The 16,305-nt window shown below is 68.1% G+C and carries 18 protein-coding genes; 14 read left to right on the forward strand and 4 right to left on the reverse strand.

What is annotated here, in order from left to right; genetic code table 11:
• The first annotated feature begins 46 nt into the window (after positions 1-46).
• Entirely contained in the window at positions 47-1,924 is a 1,878-nt protein-coding gene (locus tag OMP43_RS05525; RefSeq protein ID WP_280278732.1) for a methyl-accepting chemotaxis protein, read from the forward strand.
• A 72-nt stretch (positions 1,925-1,996) separates the two neighbouring features.
• Here OMP43_RS05525 and OMP43_RS05530 read toward each other — a convergent pair whose 3' ends face one another.
• From OMP43_RS05530 to OMP43_RS05540, 3 genes are all read right to left on the reverse strand, one after another.
• Positions 1,997-3,160, reverse strand: coding sequence for a serine hydrolase domain-containing protein (locus OMP43_RS05530; RefSeq protein WP_280278733.1), 1,164 nt, complete (start codon positions 3,158-3,160; stop codon positions 1,997-1,999).
• 109 nt (positions 3,161-3,269) lie between these two features.
• Entirely contained in the window at positions 3,270-3,572 is a 303-nt protein-coding gene (locus OMP43_RS05535; RefSeq protein ID WP_280278734.1) for an AzlD domain-containing protein, read from the reverse strand.
• Entirely contained in the window at positions 3,572-4,207 is a 636-nt protein-coding gene (locus OMP43_RS05540; RefSeq protein ID WP_280278735.1) for an AzlC family ABC transporter permease, read from the reverse strand. Before OMP43_RS05540 ends, OMP43_RS05535 begins: the two co-directional genes overlap by 1 nt.
• Between OMP43_RS05540 and OMP43_RS05545 the strand changes: the two genes are divergently transcribed.
• Positions 4,167-4,916, forward strand: coding sequence for an Lrp/AsnC family transcriptional regulator (locus tag OMP43_RS05545; RefSeq protein WP_280278736.1), 750 nt, complete (start codon positions 4,167-4,169; stop codon positions 4,914-4,916). The genes OMP43_RS05540 and OMP43_RS05545 overlap by 41 nt on opposite strands.
• A 234-nt stretch (positions 4,917-5,150) precedes the next feature.
• Here the strand turns inward: OMP43_RS05545 and flaF are convergent, their stop codons facing one another.
• A complete protein-coding gene (flaF, locus tag OMP43_RS05550; RefSeq protein WP_348538593.1) occupies positions 5,151-5,540 on the reverse strand; it encodes a flagellar biosynthesis regulator FlaF in 390 nt (129 codons plus the stop codon).
• Between the two features lie 89 nt (positions 5,541-5,629).
• On the opposite strand from flaF, the gene OMP43_RS05555 reads away from it, so the two are divergent.
• The 12 genes from OMP43_RS05555 (at position 5,630) to OMP43_RS05610 (ending at position 16,303) form a co-directional block, all read left to right on the forward strand.
• The gene (locus OMP43_RS05555; protein WP_280278738.1) at positions 5,630-8,029 is read left to right on the forward strand and encodes an HAD family hydrolase; all 2,400 of its coding nucleotides are present in this window, start codon (positions 5,630-5,632) and stop codon (positions 8,027-8,029) included.
• Entirely contained in the window at positions 8,026-8,844 is an 819-nt protein-coding gene (locus OMP43_RS05560; RefSeq protein ID WP_280278739.1) for a class I SAM-dependent methyltransferase, read from the forward strand. The genes OMP43_RS05555 and OMP43_RS05560 overlap by 4 nt, the downstream gene beginning before the upstream one ends.
• An 80-nt stretch (positions 8,845-8,924) precedes the next feature.
• Complete coding sequence (motA, locus tag OMP43_RS05565; RefSeq protein WP_280278740.1) at positions 8,925-9,815, forward strand: flagellar motor stator protein MotA; 891 nt, start codon at positions 8,925-8,927, stop codon at positions 9,813-9,815.
• Positions 9,784-10,107, forward strand: coding sequence for an STAS domain-containing protein (locus OMP43_RS05570; protein WP_280278741.1), 324 nt, complete (start codon positions 9,784-9,786; stop codon positions 10,105-10,107). The genes motA and OMP43_RS05570 overlap by 32 nt, the downstream gene beginning before the upstream one ends.
• Positions 10,104-10,469 (forward strand): response regulator, encoded by a 366-nt coding sequence (locus OMP43_RS05575; protein ID WP_086130165.1) that lies wholly within the window; start codon positions 10,104-10,106, stop codon positions 10,467-10,469. The genes OMP43_RS05570 and OMP43_RS05575 overlap by 4 nt, the downstream gene beginning before the upstream one ends.
• Positions 10,466-12,649, forward strand: coding sequence for a chemotaxis protein CheA (locus OMP43_RS05580; protein ID WP_280278742.1), 2,184 nt, complete (start codon positions 10,466-10,468; stop codon positions 12,647-12,649). Before OMP43_RS05575 ends, OMP43_RS05580 begins: the two co-directional genes overlap by 4 nt.
• Positions 12,646-13,143 carry a chemotaxis protein CheW gene (locus OMP43_RS05585; RefSeq protein ID WP_167300854.1) on the forward strand — a complete coding sequence of 166 codons (498 nt, stop codon included), beginning with the start codon at positions 12,646-12,648 and terminating at the stop codon, positions 13,141-13,143. The genes OMP43_RS05580 and OMP43_RS05585 overlap by 4 nt, the downstream gene beginning before the upstream one ends.
• Positions 13,140-14,018, forward strand: coding sequence for a protein-glutamate O-methyltransferase CheR (locus OMP43_RS05590; protein ID WP_280278743.1), 879 nt, complete (start codon positions 13,140-13,142; stop codon positions 14,016-14,018). Before OMP43_RS05585 ends, OMP43_RS05590 begins: the two co-directional genes overlap by 4 nt.
• Positions 14,018-15,055, forward strand: a complete 1,038-nt coding sequence (locus OMP43_RS05595) for a chemotaxis response regulator protein-glutamate methylesterase (protein WP_280278744.1) — start codon at positions 14,018-14,020, stop codon at positions 15,053-15,055. Before OMP43_RS05590 ends, OMP43_RS05595 begins: the two co-directional genes overlap by 1 nt.
• Positions 15,055-15,444, forward strand: a complete 390-nt coding sequence (locus OMP43_RS05600) for a response regulator (protein WP_179188181.1) — start codon at positions 15,055-15,057, stop codon at positions 15,442-15,444. The genes OMP43_RS05595 and OMP43_RS05600 overlap by 1 nt, the downstream gene beginning before the upstream one ends.
• Entirely contained in the window at positions 15,444-15,968 is a 525-nt protein-coding gene (locus tag OMP43_RS05605) for a chemotaxis protein CheD (protein WP_280278745.1), read from the forward strand. The genes OMP43_RS05600 and OMP43_RS05605 overlap by 1 nt, the downstream gene beginning before the upstream one ends.
• Positions 15,968-16,303, forward strand: a complete 336-nt coding sequence (locus tag OMP43_RS05610; protein ID WP_280278746.1) for a hypothetical protein — start codon at positions 15,968-15,970, stop codon at positions 16,301-16,303. Before OMP43_RS05605 ends, OMP43_RS05610 begins: the two co-directional genes overlap by 1 nt.
• Positions 16,304-16,305 lie beyond the last annotated feature (2 nt).

Below are 16,305 nucleotides of genomic sequence, written 5' to 3' on the forward strand. Positions count from 1 at the left end.
ACGGGCTCTCGCCGAGGGCCCGTCTCTTTTGCAGGAGAAGTATTAGATGCTCGCAAAGTTGAAGATTCCAACCAAGATCCTGGCGCTCGTCGCCATCGTCGCCACCGTGGGTATGGGCGTCGCGCTGTTCGGATCGAACGCGCTCCAGCGCATCGACCGGAATTATTCGGACCTGGTCGTGAACCATATGCCGGTGGCGACCGAGCTGGCACGCGCCAATCGCCGCGCGTCGGACATCGCCTATGCCGGCTATCGCGCGCTTTCCTATGACGGTTCCTCGAAGATCGCGCAGGAAGCCGGCAAGGTGGAGGAGAATAATTTCCTGACGGCCAACAAGCTGCTCGACAATGCCGAGGCGCTCCAGCCCGCGCTGAAGCCGCAGCTGGACCAGTTCCGCGGCCAGATCGCCAGGGTGCATGCGCTCGCGTCGCAGGCGATCGCGCTCGGCCAGCGCAACGACAATGACGGCGCCAAGGCGAAGCTCGCCGAGATGGATCCGCTGATCATCGACCTTTCGGCCCGGATGGCGAAGTTCAACGACGATCTGGTCGCCAATGGCAAGGCGCGATCGAGCGAGCTCGGCGCGAGCAGCAACCACACCATCTATACGATGCTGATCGTCAGTGTGGTCTCGATCCTGATCGCAATGGGCTTCAGCTTCTTCGTCTCGCGCTCGGGAATCACCCTGCCGCTCGCGCGCCTGCAGGACACGATGCGCGCGCTGGCCGGCGGCAACAACCGCGTCGACGTGCCGGGCACCGAGCGCGGCGACGAGCTGGGCGCGATGGCGAAGACCGTGCTGGTCTTCCGCGATGCCGCCCAGGCCCAGGAAACCGCCGCCGCGGCCAAGGCCGTCGCCGATGCCGAGCAGAAGATGGTGGTCGACACGCTGGGCGAGAATCTCGGCGAAGTCGCCAAGGGCGACCTCACCGCCGAGATCGCCCGCGAGTTCCCGAGCGACTATGCCGCGCTGAAGACCAATTTCAACGCGGCGCTGACCAGCCTGCGCACGCTGATCGGCTCGGTGATGGAATCGACCTCGACGATCCATACGGGCTCGAGCGAGATCGCCCAGGCCTCGGAAGACCTGGCCCGCCGCACCGAAGCCAATGCCGCCAGCCTGGAGGAGACTTCCGCCGCGGTCGCGCAGATGGACGAGCGGCTGAAAACGATGGCAGCCTCGGCCGGCCGCACTGTCGAACGCGCCGATGGTGCGATCTCGACGGTATCGGGCGGCCGCGCGATCGCCGATGAAGCGGTGCAGGCAATGACGCGCGTGTCGGAGTCCGCCAAGGGCATCGACAGCGTGATCGAGGGGCTGGACAAGATCGCCTTCCAGACGCGCGTCCTCGCGATGAATGCCGCGGTGGAGGCCGGGCGTGCCGGCGAGGCCGGCCGCGGCTTCGCGGTGGTCGCCGATCTGGTCTCGGCCCTGGCAATGCGGGCGGAGGAAGAGGCCGGCCGCGCCCGCGACCAGCTGACCGCGACCCAGACCGACATCGTCGCCGCGGTGGAGATGGTCGAGAAGGTCGATGGCGCGCTGGCCGATATCTCGAGCGACGTCGGCGAGGTCCACACGCTGCTCGCCGAGATGGCGACGGACAATGCCGCGCAGTCGACGGCGATCACCCAGATCAGCACCGCCATCGGCTCGATGGACCAGGCCACCCAGCAGAACGCCGCGATGGTCGAGGAAACCTCCGCCGCCGCGCGCAACCTGAACACCGAGGTCAGCGCCCTTTCCGACCAGGCCGGCCGCTTCACCGTGGGCAACGTCGCCGCCGTGCGCCCGGCCATGCGCCCGGCCCCGATGCCGGCCAACCGGGCGTCGAAACCGGCTGCGAGAAAAGCCTATGTCTCGCCGGTAAAGGCCCTGGCCACCGCCGCCGCGATGGAGGCCAGCGAGGAATGGGCCGCGTTCTGAGGCCCGGCTTTGTGTGACGGAATGGGGGCGCCCCGGCTTCGGCCAGGGCGCCCTTTCCTTATCTGCCCGGGCTCATTCGAGCATGCGCTTCCCGATCGCCGCGACGAAATCATCGAGATCCGTGGTCCCGGCATTGCTCAGAAGGATCACCGTCAGGTCGCTGTCCAGGAACCGGTAGAGCTGGCTCTGCGTGCCCATGATATGGCCCGGACGCTTCGCGACACGATGCGTCGCGCCGCCGGCCCTGGTATCGTACACCCAGAGGCCGAGGCCGTAGCGGTCGAGCCCGGGCGTGGTCATCTGGTCGAGCATCGGCCGGCCGATCAGCCGGCCGCCGAACAGCGCGTTGGCAAAGCGCAGCAGATCGCCCGCGCTCGAATAGAGCGCACCGGCCGCATACCAGTTCTCGGGATAGACCGGCATGTCGTGTTGCAGCGTGCGGCGATCGGCGGCGAGCGAATAGGCGTCGGCCAGGTTGGGAACGACTTGCTGGTGCCGCATCATGCCGCTGTGGCGCATGTTCAGGGGAACCAGGATGCGCTCGCCGAGCACGGCGCCGAACGGCTTGCCATAGGCTCGTTCGATGATCTTCCCGAGGATGATATAGTCGGCGTTGTTATAGTCGAAGACCTTGCCCGGCGCGTTGACGAGCGGATCGCTGCAGAACTTCCGGAGCAGATCGTCGCTGCTATAGGGCGTCTGGTAGAGCGGAAGCCGGTCGTGCCGGACGGCATCCTCGACCTGGGCGCGAATGGCCTGCCGCTCGTCCTCGATATTGGGGATCGCGTCGATGTTCCGGAGCCCGGAAGTATGGTTGAGAAGCTGGCGGACCGTGACCCTGGCCGCCGCCTCGCCGCGATAATCGGGAAGATAGGTGCCGATCGTCCCGTCGAGATCCAGCCGGCGCTGCTCCGCGAGCTGGAGGATGAGCGTCGAGGTGAAGAGCTTGGTGATCGAGGCGGCCCAATAGGCCGTGTGCCGCGTGTTCGGAACATTGTGCTCGCGATTGGCCAGGCCGAAGCTGCGTTCGAACACCGTCCGGCCGCCCTTCTGCACCAGGACGGTACCGCTGAAGCCATGTTCCTTCGCATAGCCGGCGATGAAATCCCCGGGCGATTGCCCGGCCGGTGCCCGGATGGCGGCCGGCATGGACGGAGCCGGTTGCACGCCGGCAGCCAGAACAGGGGCGGCGGCCAGGACGATGGCCATCGCCAATGCGGGGAAGAACGGACGCACGCGAACCTCCTGCAGCGACCTCCCGCGATATCCCGTCGGCACGCGAGCGCATCGCCGGGCAGTTGCGGCGCAACATTGCGCCAGCATTGCGCCCGCCCCCCTTCCCCCTCTATGCCGGCAGCACGCCGCGCAGCAGCGCCGCGCTCGCCACTCCGACGAGGACGGTGGGCAGGAGCGGCAGCCTGGCGGCCGCGAGCGCCGTCACGGCAAGCGCAAGCAGATCCGCGGGACGCCCGCTCGCAAAGGCCGGGGCGATCACCGAGACGAGGACGCAACCGGGCGCCGCATCCATCACCGCCGTCATGCGCGCGGACAGCACGCGATCGCCGAGCAGAAGATATCCGCCGATGCGCGTGGCATAGGTCACCATCGCCATCAGCAGGATGGCCCCCAGGGTGGCGGGATCGGGCATCACGGCCGCACCCAGGCACAGGCGGCCAGGACGCCCGCAACGGCACCCGCCGGCACATACCAGGCGCCGGGCAGCAACAGGCAGGCCGCAACGGCGGCGACAAGGCTCACCGCCCAGGGCATCGCCGCGCGCATGCCCTTCCACATGCCCCGCAGCAGGACGAGGAACACGGCCGGGAACGCCATGTCGAAGCCATAGCGGGTGATGTCGCCCAGCACCGGCCCCAGCAACGCGCCCAGCGCCGTAAAGACCACCCAGGTGGCGTAGAGCCCGATCGAGACGCCGATATAGTAAGCGAGGCTGAACGGCTGCGGCCGGCCGGCGTCCGCCCTCTGCCTGGCGTCGGCGAGCCCCATCGCCCAGCTCTCGTCGCACATGAAGAACAGCGCCGGCAGCACCCGCCGGCGGGGCAGGTGACGCAGATAGGGCGCCAATGCCGCCCCCATCAGCAGGTGACGGCAATTCACCAGCATCGTCACGCCAGCGATCAGGAGGAGATGGGGCGGCGAGGTCCACAGGCCGATCGCGGCGAACTCGGATCCGCCGCCGAAATTGAGCCCGGTGAGGATCGGCACCTCGATGGCGCCGAACCCCTTGGCCGATGCCTGCGCGCCCAGCACCAGCGCGAACGGCACGAACCCGATCATCACGGGCAGCGATGCCCGTAATCCCCGCCGCAGCTCGGCGCGGCTTCCCGTCCCCGGCAGCGATCCACCCGGTTTCCCTTCCGTCATCGCTTCCCTTCGGATTCCGACGTTGCTCATGGGCAGTCGTATATGCCGGATGGAAGCGCATTTGGTTGCGAACATGCGAGTATGGCGCGACTATATCGGCATAGATGATCGCCTTAAGCAAAATATGTGGCATATTGCGCCAATGAAACTGGATCGCATCGACCGCCGGATCCTGATGGCCTTGCAGCGCAACGGGCGCCTGACCAACGTGGAGCTGGCGCAGGAAGTCGGATTGTCGCCATCGCCCTGCCTGCGGCGCGTGCGGCTGCTGGAGGAATCCGGCGTCATCGAACGCTATGTCGCGCTGCTCGATCCCGAGCGGATCGGCTTCGGCATGTCGCTGTTCGTCCGGGTCTGGCTCAAGAGCCAGGACGAGGAGACGGTGCAGCAGTTCATCGCCGGCATCCGGCCGCTCGGCGAAGTCGTCGAATGCCACCTGATGGCCGGCGACTGCGATTTTCTTCTGCGCGTCGTCGCCGCGGACCTGACGGCCTTTCGCCGATTCCAGGCGGAGCGGCTGGCGCGCATTCCCTGCGTGCTCAGCCTGAAGACGGACATTCCCATGCAGAAGGTGAAGCTCACCTCCGAGCTGCCGCTCGCGACGGACTAGGCTGAGAATCCAAACAAGTATTTGATTTTCTGCCGTCATCCCGGCCTGGAGCCGGGATCCCGCTTCCGCTTCCGCCGATAAGGCAGCGGGACCCCGGCTCAAGGCCGGGATGACGAAAGAAGAATGAGTCCCCAATCCAGGCGCGCGGCCTGGGGGCGACGGCTCCTCTCGTCCGCAACGGAAAGGGGCGCCACGGCTGTCGCCGGGCGCCCCTTTCGTTGGCCATGCGCAGGTTCAGGCGGCAGCGCGTTGCGGCCCGCGCAGCCCTTCCATGATCATGCGGTTCACTTCGATCAGTTCGCGGATCCGCTCGCGGCCGGCGATCACGTCGCTGGTGAAGCGGTCCACCCACAGGGCCAGGGAGATGATCTGCGCGCGCAGCTCACGCGGCAGGCCATTGCCCGCAATGCCGCAATCGGTAGAGAAGGCGTCCCACATCTGGCGATTGCGATGCAGTGGCGGCATCAGCAGCGCGCCCTTCAGGCCGCGCTCCTCCGCTTCCATCATCTCGCCGGTGATCTCGCCCAACAGCCTGAGCTCTGCCGAGCGTGGCGTTTCAGCCCGGGCACGGGCCGCCTGATAGGCACTAAGGGTCATGCTCGCTCCATTTGCTTGACCCTTCATTCTAGGACGATCGCAACCGTTCCGGGTGCGCGCATCCTATAAGATTAGTGCGCCCTACCGAATTGCGGGCGCGCATCCGGGGAAAATCATTGGCCAACGCAATCCTTCCGCACGCGCTGCCGTCGGCACTGGACGCCTATCCGGGCGTGACCCTGCTCTCGCTCGACTGTTTCGACACGCTGCTGTGGCGAGACGTGCACGCCCCGCACGACCTGTTCGGCGCGCTCGGCAGCGCCAATCTCCTCCAGCGCAGCTGGGCCGAGCAGACCGCGCGGAGCACCGCCGCGGTCCGCCACCGCCGCAACGAAGTCCATATCGACGAGATCTATGCCGAGCTGATGCCCAATGCGAGCGCCGCCGAGCGCGCAGCCGCGGTGCAGGACGAGCTCGACGCCGAGGCGCGCCACTGCTTCGCCTTCCGACCGACGGTGGAGCTGATGCGCGCGGCCAAGGCCAGGGGCATCGAGACGATCATCGTCTCCGACACCTATCTCGACGAGAAGCAGCTGCGCGGCCTGATCGCCGCCGCGGCGGGCGAGGACGTCGCCGGACTGATCGGCCGCATCTTCTGCTCGTCGCACTACGGCAAGTCCAAGGGCGAGGGCCTGTACGAGCCGGTGCTCAAGGCGCTGAAGATCGCCCCCGACAGGATCCTGCACATCGGCGACAACAAGAAGGCCGATGTCGACGGCGTCGCGCCGTTCGGCGTGAATACGCTGCACCTCGCCCAGTTCACCGCGGACAGCGAGCAGCGCATCCGCCTGGAAAGCGCGATCAGCAACATCTTCCACCCGACCGAGGCCGGCGTGGCGATCACCCACCAGCCGCACCGCGCGACGGTCGCCGCCATCGAGCCGCAGCTGGACGATGCCGCCGAAATGCTCGGCTTCACCACGCTGGGGCCCGTCTTGAACGGGTTCGATCGCTGGCTGGAGGACGAGGCCGCGGCGTTGCGGGCGAAGCATGGCGGCACGGTGCATGCCGTGTTCCTGATGCGCGACGGCTATCTGCCCCAGCGCGTCCACCAGGCGCGCGGCGGCACCGGCCATGCGGTGGAGATCAGCCGCTTCACCGCCACCGCCGCCTCGCTGGGCACCGCCGAGGCAGTCGAACGCCATCTGCAGCGCGATATCTGCAGCGACCTGAACGTGGTGGCGAAGCAGCTGCTGCTCCCCGCACCCGAAGCCGCCAAGCTGATCAGGGACCATCCCCGCCCCGGCGCCTTCCTCAAGGCGATCCGGGATCCGCAGCGCATGCGCCGCATCACCAATGCATCGCGCGGCCTTGCCGAGCGGCTGGCCGCGCATGTCCGCAAGATCGTGAACCCGGCCCGTGGCGACACGCTGATGCTGGTCGACCTGGGCTATAACGGCTCGGTCCAGAACGATGTCGAGCCGCTCCTCGCCCGCGCGCTGGGCGTGCGGGTTGCCGGCCGCTACCTGCTGCTGCGCGAGCAGTCGCGCACCGGGTTGGACAAGAAGGGCTTCATCGGCCACGACGATTATGACTGTGCCGCGCTCGAGGCGATGTGCACGAACGTCGCCGTGCTCGAGCAGCTCTGCACCGCCGCCCAGGGATCGGTGATCGACTATGAGAAGGACGGCACCGCGATCCGTCGCGGCAGCTCGATCAAGTCGCGCCAGTCGGACGTGCGCGACCGGGTGCAGGCGGGCTGCCTGCGCTTCGTGCGCGACGAAGGCAGCGTCACGATCCGCGCCCGGCGGCCGGCGCACGAGGCGATCCTGTGGCGCCGCGGCGCGGCGGGCGTGCTCGGCCGGCTGATGTACGTGCCGCTGGAAGCGGAACTCGCGGTGCTCGGCGCGTTCGAGCACGACATCAACCTGGGTGTCGACGACACCGTATCGCTGTTCGACCCGGCCATCGCCCGGCGCGGCCTGCGCCAGCGCGGCCTGTTCTACATGAAGGGCGCCGAGCGCATGTATCTGCCGGCGGAACTGCACGGCGAGGGACTGGCGCTCAAGCTCAGCCTGCTGGCCCAGCGCCGCTTCGCGATGCCGCTCAAATACCGGGACTTCGTCGACACCTCGATCGCGCTGCCGCTGATCGTCGCCGACGGCAACCAGGTCTCGACCGGCACCGTGACCGCCACGCCGACCCATGACGGCTATTACCTCGCCCCCATCCCGATCGGCGACAGCCGCTTCTCGGTGGGCGTGCAGTTCGGCCAGCTCTTCGACTATGTGCAGGTGGAGAGCGTGGCCTTCATGCCCGTCGACCGCTTCCTGAGCGACAAGCAGCATCCCGACGGCAATCAGGAAACCGACGCGCTGCCTTCGCTGGAGGGCATGGAGCAGGTCGCGCCCCATCTCTTCCGCTGCGAGAACGAGTTCGCCTTCATGATGGTCCCGCCGCCGCCGCGGCAGGAGGGCCGGCAGATGATGCTCGCCCTGGCCTTCCGCCCGATCGCCGCACGCCAGCCGGCCGCGCCTGCGCCTTCCCACGCCACGCTCCAGGGAGCCATCGCATGAGCCTGTTGATCCATTCCATGTCCGAATTCTCGGACATCATCCTCCACGGCCTCCAGATCGCGGGCGCCCGCAACATCGCCGAGGTGGGCGCCGAGTTCGGCGGCATGTCGCAGCAGCTCGCCGCCTATGCGCGCGTGGCGGGCGGCAGCCTGACCAGCATCGATCCCGCGCCCAAGGCCGAGTTCCTGGCCTGGGCCCGCGAGACGCCCGAGGTGCGCCATATCGCCGAGCCCAGCCATGACGCGATGCCGACGCTATCGGACATCGATGCCTGGGTGATCGACGGCGACCATAATTACTACACGGTGATCAACGAGCTGCGCATCGCCGACCAGCTCGCCAGGCGCGACGGCAAGCCGCTGCTGGCGATCCTGCACGACGTTTCCTGGCCGTGCGCGCGCCGCGATTTCTATTATGCGCCCGAGCGCATCCCCGAAGAGCATCGCCATGCGCACAGCCATGACGCGGGCGTGATCCTTGGCGATCCGGGCTGGCACGAGAATCGGGGCTTCCGCAGCGGCGGCCATTTCGCCTGGGCGCTGCACGAAGGCGGCCCGCGCAACGGCGTGCTGACCGCGGTGGAGGATTTCCGTGCCGAGGCGCAGACCGGGGAGCGTCCGCTCGCCTGGGCGCATGTGCCCGCGGTGTTCGGCCTGGGCGTGCTGTTCGACAGCTCGGCACCCTGGGCCCCCGCCCTCGCGGAGATGATCGTGCCCTGGCACAACAACAAGCTCCTCGCCGCGCTCGAGCAGAACCGGCTGCGCAATTATCTGGCGGTCATCGACTGGCAGGATCGGGCCGCAGCGGCGGCCTGAGCAATTTGCCGGCGCGGCAACGCCGGCCGGCAAATCCTTCCTATAATTCTGGAAACAACAGGGACATCGGGCGAACCGCCATGCTCAACGGCATCGGATTCATCATCATTCTCGTCTGCGTGTTCGGCAGCTTCATCATGTCGGGCGGCAAGTTCGAAATCATCGCGCATGCGCTGCCGCACGAGATGATGGCCATCGCGGGCGCCGCGATCGGCGCGTTCATCGTCGCCAATTCCATGTCGACGGTGAAGAAGGCCGGCGCGGGCATCATGCGCTCGTTCAAGGGCGGCAAGTGGAAGGCGCAGGACTATAAGGACCTGCTCACGCTGATGTTTACCGTGCTCTCCACCTTCAAGAAGGGGGGCGCCACCGCGCTGGAGCCGCATCTGGACGCGCCGGAGGAGAGCAATCTCTTCACGCCCTATCCGCGCCTGCTCAAGGACCATCATCTGATCGAGTTCATCTGCGACTATCTGCGCATGATGACGGTCAACTTCGAGGATCCGCATCAGATCGAGGCCGCGATGGACGCGGACATCGAGAAGCATCACCACGAAGAGGCCGGCCCGCAGCACGCGCTGCAGATCATGGCCGACGGCCTGCCCGCGCTGGGCATCGTCGCCGCGGTGCTGGGCGTGATCAAGACCATGGGCTCGATCGACCAGCCGACCGAGATCCTGGGCGCGATGATCGGCGGCGCGCTGGTCGGCACCTTCCTGGGCGTGCTGCTGAGCTACTGCGTGGTCGGCCCGCTCGCCGCCAAGCTGCTCGAGACGCTCGAGGCCGACAGCAAGCCCTATTCGATCGTGAAGACCGCGATCGTCGCCTATGCCCAGAACCAGCCGGTCCAGGTGGCGATCGAGATCGCCCGCCGCATGACCCCCTCGGCCTATGCGCCGAGCTTCCAGCAACTCGAAACCGCACTTGACGAGGCCAAGAATGGACCAGTCCCAGTCGCTGCCGCTGCCTGACGCCGAGGAGCGCGCGCTGCGCCTCCCCGTCCACGGCACCACCGTCACTGCCGAAGACCTGCGCGTGCGCCTGGTGCTCGCGGCGGACCTGGACGACGCGATCGAGATCGACGCGTCCGAGGTCGAGAGCGTCGGCCAGGCCGTGCTCCAGCTGCTCGTCGCCGCGCGCGCCGAGGCGGCCGCGGGCGGCCAGGAGTTCAGCATCGCCAATCCCAGCCCCGCATTCGTCGATCGCGTGCAGCGCTGCCACCTGGCCGCGACGATCGGCCTCGAGACCGGAGACGCCCAGTGAGCAAGTTGATCCTTACCGTCGACGATTCGGCGAGCATGCGCATGCTGCTCAAGACGTCGCTGACCGCACAGGGCTTCCGCATCGAGAGCGCCAATGACGGCGAGCACGGGCTGGAGCGCATGCACGAAGTGAAGCCCGACCTGCTGATCACCGACATCAACATGCCGAAGATGGACGGGTTCGAGCTGATCGAGGCGGTGCGCGCGGTCTCAGATTTCCGCGGCACGCCGATCCTGGTGCTGTCGACCGAATTCTCGGACGAGAAGAAGGCCCGCGCCCGCTCGGCCGGCGCCACCGGCTGGATCACCAAGCCGTTCGAGGCCACCAAGCTGGGAGCGGCGATCCGCCGGGTGTGCCCGTGAGCGACGAATTCGACGATATCCAGGCGATCTTCTTCGAGGAATGCGCCGAAGGGCTGACCACCGCCGAGCAGGGCCTGTCGGCCATGCAGGCGGGCGACGTCTCGGCCGAAGTGATCGCCGGCGTGTTCCGCGCGGTCCATTCGATCAAGGGCGGCGCCGGCGCGTTCGGCCATGCCGATCTCACCGCCTTCGCGCACAAGTTCGAGAATGTCCTCGACGAAGTGCGCGGCGGCAAGATCCCGCCGAGCCCCGGCGTGGTCAAGGTGATGCTGAGCGCCTTCGACATACTCAGCGACCATGTGGAATCGGCCAAGGGCCTGGCGCCCCGCCCCGCCGACCAGGCGGCGCTGGCCGCGCTCGAGCAGGTTCTCGCGAACAAGGGCGCCGATGACGGCACGCCCGCTACGAGCCCCGCCCCGGCCCCGGCGGCAGAAGAGGCCCCGGCCGCGCCCGCCGGGGACGCGGACGAGTTCGGCTTCGTGCCGATGGCCGTGTCGCTCGACGATTTCGACGCGCCCGCCGAGGCTCCGGCCGCGGACACCGCCTGGATCGTCACCTTCAAGCCGTCGCGCGCCGCGCTCGCCAATGCCGGCGAGCCGCTGCTGATCATCCGCGAGCTCGAGGCGCTGGGCGGCGAGGTCGTCGCGGTCGACACCGCGGCGGTGCCGCCGCTGCGCGACCTCGATCCCGAGGACGCCTATCTCACCTGGACGCTGCGCGTGCCGGGCGACGTTGCCGAGGGCGACATCAACGACTGTTTCGACTTCGTCGCGCCGGATTCGGTCGTCGAGGTCCGCCGTGACCAGGCCCCCGCCCCGGTGGCCGAGGCCGAGGCCGAGGCCGCGCCAGCCGCGATCGCCGACGAGTTCGGCTTCGTGCCCGTGTCCGCCGGCATCGAGGACTTCGCCGCCGAGATGCAGCGGGTCGTCGAGACGATCGCAGCTGCCTCGCCCCCGATCAGCGGCATCGAGACGCCGGCCATCGCCCCCAAGGCGGGCGGCGAGGCGCAGCAGACGATCCGCGTCGACCTGGGCAAGCTCGACCTGCTGCTCAACCTGGTCGGCGAGCTGGTGATCCGCAACTCGATCCTGGCCGACCGGCTCTCGCCGGCCGATCGCCAGCGCGTCGAGCTGCCCGAGCTGGCGCGGCTGACGCGCCAGATCCAGGACAATGTGATGTCGCTGCGCGCGCAGCCGATCAAGCAGGCCTTCAGCCGCGTGCCGCGCATGCTGCGCGACCTTTCGGTGGAGACCGGCAAGCAGATCCTGCTCGAGACCGTGGGCGAGACCACCGAAGTCGACAAGGGCGTGATCGAGAAGATCGGCGATCCGTTGACGCACATGATCCGCAACGCCGCCGACCATGGCCTGGAGAGCCCCGAGGAGCGCATCGCCGCCGGCAAGAGCCCCGAGGGCACGATCAAGCTTTCGGCCGAGCAGCGCGGCGCCCGCATCTTCGTGCGGGTGCAGGACAATGGCCGCGGCATCAATCGCGAGAAGGTCCGCGCCAAGGCCGTCGAGAAGGGCATCATCGGCGCCGACGCGCAGCTGTCGAACGAAGAGATCGACCAGCTGATCTGCGCGCCGGGCTTCTCGACCGCCGACACGATCTCGAACATCTCCGGCCGCGGCGTCGGCATGGACGTCGTCCGCTCGAACGTCGAGGCGCTGGGCGGCCGGGTGGAGATCCACTCGGTCCCGGGCGAAGGCACCACCTTCACGATGATCCTGCCGCTCACCCTGGCGATCCTGGACGGCATGATCGTCCGCCTCGCCGGCCAGCGCTTCGTGCTGCCGCTCGCACATGTGCTCGAAACGGTGCAGCCCGAGCCGGGCCAGGTGAAGCGCACCTCGCCCGACAGCGAAGTGATCGACATGCGCGGCGAATATGTCCCGGTGAAGCGCGCCACCGAGATCTTCGGCCTCAACGACGACCGCGCGATCGAGGACAGCCTGGTCGTGATCGTCGAGAACGAAGGCTCGGGCAAGGTCGGGCTGGTGGTCGACACGATCGACGACCGCCGCGAGGTGGTGATCAAGAGCCTCGACCAGAATCTCCATCCGATCCGCGGCCTGGGCGGCGCCACCATCCTCGGCGACGGCTCGATCGCGCTCATCCTCGACATCGAGGCGCTCGTCGCCTCGACCAACCGCTTCACGCCGAAAGGACTGGCAGCATGACCACCACCAACGACAACGCCGGCACCGACCGCAAGATCGTCACCTTCTCGCTCGCCCAGCAGACCTTCGGGATCGACATGCGGGCGCTGATCGAGATCCGCGAATGGGACGAGCCCACCCCGCTCCCCAATGTCCCGGGCTTCATCAAGGGCGTGACCAACCTGCGCGGCAATGTGGTTCCCGTCGTCGGCCTCGCCGAGCGGCTGGGCTGGGAGCCGAGCGCGATCCATGCCCGCTCGTGCATCCTCGTCGTCCATATCGCGGGCAAGCAGGCCGGCTTCCTGGTCGATGAAGTCAACGACATCGTCGCGATCGGCGAGGCCGAGATCCAGCCGGCGCCCGAGGTCGAGACGATCGAGCCGAGCGTGATCGCCGGCCTGGTGCGCATCGCGACCCGCCAGAAGGACGGCACGCGGGACGAGAAGGGCACGATGGTGCTGCTGCTCGATCTCGACGCGCTGAGCCTGACCAAGCATCTGGACATCGCAGCGTGACCGCCGCCGGGGGCGCCCTGGCGCCTGCCGGCGTCGCCACGGCCATGACGGGCAGCAACGCGGAGCTCACGCCCCGCGACTTCGCCGCCATCGCCGCGATCATGCACGAGGATGCGCGCATCGCGCTGAGCGTGGCGAAGACTACGCTCGTCCAGTCGCGCCTGGGGCGCCGGCTGCGCGAGCATGGCCTGGCCAGGTTCTCGGAATATGTCGCGCTGGTGCAGAGCGATCCGGCGGAACGCCATGCGATGGTGGTGGCGCTGACCACCAACCACACGCACTTCTTCCGCGAGCCGCATCATTTCGACCATTTCCGCGAGGCCGTGCTGCCGGCGCTCAAGCGCAAGCAGGGCCCGGTGCGGATCTGGTCGGCGGGCTGCTCGTCGGGCGAAGAAGTCTATACGATCGCCATGTGCCTGCTGGGCACGGACCGCACGTCCGCTTCCTGGCTGCGCAATGCCGATGTCCGCCTGCTGGCGACCGACATCGCCCCCCATGTGGTGGAATCGGTGAAGCGCGGCTTCTATGCCGACAGCACTGCCGAAGCGGTGCCCGAGCCCTGGCGCGGCCTGTGGATGAAGCCCGTCCAGGGCGGCTTCCAGATGGCGGACGAGGCGCGGGCGCTGGTGACGGCCCGGGTGCTCAACCTGTTCGAGCCCTGGCCGCTCCGCGCCGCCTATGACGTGATCTTCTGCCGCAACGTGATGATCTATTTCGGCGATCCCGCGAAGGAGGAGCTGGAGGCGGGTTTCGTCGACCAGCTCGCCGCCGGCGGCCATCTCTATATCGGTCATTCCGAGCGGCTGATCGGCCCGGCGGCGCGCCAGATGCGCTCGTGCGGGCACACCATCTACCAGAAGCCGGAGGTGCACTGATGGCAGCGGTACGTACCCTGATCGTCGACGACAGCGCCTCGATGCGCGCGACGCTCAACCGCATGCTTTCCGCCGACCCCGCGATCGAGGTCGTCGGCATGGCGCCCGAGCCCTTCGCGGCGCGGGAGATGATCAAGTCGCTCAACCCCGACGTGCTGACGCTCGACGTCGAGATGCCGGGGATGGACGGCCTGTCCTTTCTCGAGCGGATCATGCGCCTGCGGCCGATGCCGGTGGTGATGTGCTCGACGCTGACGGCGCGCGGGGCGGAAGTGACGATCGAGGCGCTCCGCCTGGGCGCGGTCGACTATGTCACCAAGCCCAGCGGCACGCCCGAGGATATCGAGCGCGACGCGGTGCTGCTCTGCGAGAAGGTGAAGGCCGCCGCCCGTTCGGTCGCCCGCGCCGGCCCGCAGCGCCTGCCCGCCCAGCCGACGCTGGCCGCCGGCGCTGTCGGCGAGCGGATCATCGCGATGGGCTCCTCCACCGGCGGCGTCGAGGCGCTGTTCTCGCTGCTGCCGGCCCTGCCCGAGAATTGCCCGCCGGTGCTGGTCGTCCAGCACATGCCGGCCGCCTTCACGCACAATTTCGCGGAGCGGCTGAACGGCGAATGCCGGGTGCATGTGGTGGAAGCTACGGATGGCGCGCCGGTGCTGCCGGGAACCGTCTATATTGCTCCTGGGGGGCAGCGCCACATGGAGCTGCGCGGCGGCGTGCGCGGCCATATCAAGCTGCGCGACGGCGATCCGGTCTCCGGCCATCGCCCGTCGGTGGACATGCTGTTCAACTCGGTGGCGCCGCTCGGCAAAGCCGCGGTCGGCGTGATCCTCACCGGCATGGGGGCCGACGGCGCCCAGGGCATGCTGGCGATGCGCCAGGCCGGGGCCCGCACGCTGGGCCAGAGCAGGGAGACCTGCGTGGTCTGGGGAATGCCGCGCTCGGCGAAGGAGCTGGGCGCGGTGGAACAGGAAGTTGGTTTGTCTGGCATGCCCGAGGCGATCCTCAAGGCATGCCGCGAGAAGATTGGGAGCGTCTGATGCCTGCTGCTGCAGCGATCAAGGTGATGGTCGTCGATGACCAGACCAGCATGCGCGCGATGATCCGTCGCGCGCTGCAGGATCTCGGGTTCAAGGACGTGCGTGACAAGCCCAGTGCCCAGGAGGCGCTGGCGGCGGTCAAGAGCGACCGCGTGCATCTGATCATCTCCGACTACAACATGCCGGAGATGGACGGCCTCCAGTTCCTGGAGGCGGTGCGCACCGATGCCGTGATCGGCAAGACGGTGTTCATCATGCTCACCGGCTCGTCCGACAAGGAGATCGTCCAGAAGGCCGCGGCGCTGGGCGTGAACAACTATGTCGTGAAGCCCTTCGCGCCGGCCGCGCTGAAGGAGAAGATCGAGCGCGTCTTCGGCGAGCTCACCTGATGCGCCGGCTCGCCATCGTTCAGGGCGAGCATGCCGTGGTGGCCGAGCCCGGGGTGGTCGTCTCCACCCTGCTCGGCAGCTGCGTCGCCGCATGCCTGTTCGATCCGGTCGCCCGGGTCGGCGGCATGAACCATTTCCTGCTGGGCGAGCCCGGCGCGGACCAGCGCGTCGGCGCCTCGGAAATGGCGCGCTACGGCGTGCACGCGATGGAGCTGCTGATCAACGGGATGATGCAGAAGGGCGCGGTGCGCGGCCGGCTGATGGCGCATCTCTATGGCGGCGCCAACATCGTCTCGGGACTGGGCTCGATCGGCTCCTCGAACGCCGCCTTCGCGCGCCGCTTCATGGAGACCGAGGGCATCGCGGTGGGGCACAGCGATCTGGGGGGCACCAGCGCCCGCAAGATCGAGTTCCTTCCCCATGAGGGCCGCAGCCGCTGCGTCAAGGTTACGGACCGCGTGCCCGAGCGCCCGCCGGTCCCCGTTCACGCCCCGGTCTCCGGCGGCGATCTGGAGCTGTTCTGATGTCCTGCATGCCCGTTCCCTCGCAGCTTCCCACCGCACGGGCGATCTCCGGCTTCGATCCCTTCTCGGCGACGCTGCACAATGTGATCGCAGGCGAGATCCGCGAGATGCGCGCCAAGCTGGAGGCGCTTGCCGAGGTGCTCGTCGGCGACGCGCATTTCGCCAGCGCCTATCTCGAGCAGCTCCAGGACTTCGACTATCTCATCCAGCATGCCGACGAGTGCGTGAACCTGCTCGAGCGGATCGCGCGGGGCGAGGATTCGCTCTCGGCGATCGGCCATATCCGCCTGGGCGCGGTGCAGCAGCGCATGCGCGACGCGCTCGGGGGCGCCTGACC

The organism is Sphingomonas sp. CBMAI 2297, from assembly GCF_029870595.1.
Lineage (GTDB): Bacteria > Pseudomonadota > Alphaproteobacteria > Sphingomonadales > Sphingomonadaceae > Sphingomonas.

What these genes read in the sequence shown, in the direction of transcription:
- OMP43_RS05525 (WP_280278732.1), top strand. Translation starts at nt 47, where the DNA reads ATGCTCGCAAAGTTGAAGATTCCAACCAAGATCCTGGCGCTCGTCGCC.
- OMP43_RS05535 (WP_280278734.1), bottom strand. Translation starts at nt 3,572, where the DNA reads ATGCCCGATCCCGCCACCCTGGGGGCCATCCTGCTGATGGCGATGGTG.
- flaF (WP_348538593.1), bottom strand. Translation starts at nt 5,540, where the DNA reads ATGAAGGGTCAAGCAAATGGAGCGAGCATGACCCTTAGTGCCTATCAG.
- OMP43_RS05560 (WP_280278739.1), top strand. Translation starts at nt 8,026, where the DNA reads ATGAGCCTGTTGATCCATTCCATGTCCGAATTCTCGGACATCATCCTC.
- motA (WP_280278740.1), top strand. Translation starts at nt 8,925, where the DNA reads ATGCTCAACGGCATCGGATTCATCATCATTCTCGTCTGCGTGTTCGGC.
- OMP43_RS05570 (WP_280278741.1), top strand. Translation starts at nt 9,784, where the DNA reads ATGGACCAGTCCCAGTCGCTGCCGCTGCCTGACGCCGAGGAGCGCGCG.
- OMP43_RS05585 (WP_167300854.1), top strand. Translation starts at nt 12,646, where the DNA reads ATGACCACCACCAACGACAACGCCGGCACCGACCGCAAGATCGTCACC.
- OMP43_RS05595 (WP_280278744.1), top strand. Translation starts at nt 14,018, where the DNA reads ATGGCAGCGGTACGTACCCTGATCGTCGACGACAGCGCCTCGATGCGC.
- OMP43_RS05600 (WP_179188181.1), top strand. Translation starts at nt 15,055, where the DNA reads ATGCCTGCTGCTGCAGCGATCAAGGTGATGGTCGTCGATGACCAGACC.
- OMP43_RS05605 (WP_280278745.1), top strand. Translation starts at nt 15,444, where the DNA reads ATGCGCCGGCTCGCCATCGTTCAGGGCGAGCATGCCGTGGTGGCCGAG.
- OMP43_RS05610 (WP_280278746.1), top strand. Translation starts at nt 15,968, where the DNA reads ATGTCCTGCATGCCCGTTCCCTCGCAGCTTCCCACCGCACGGGCGATC.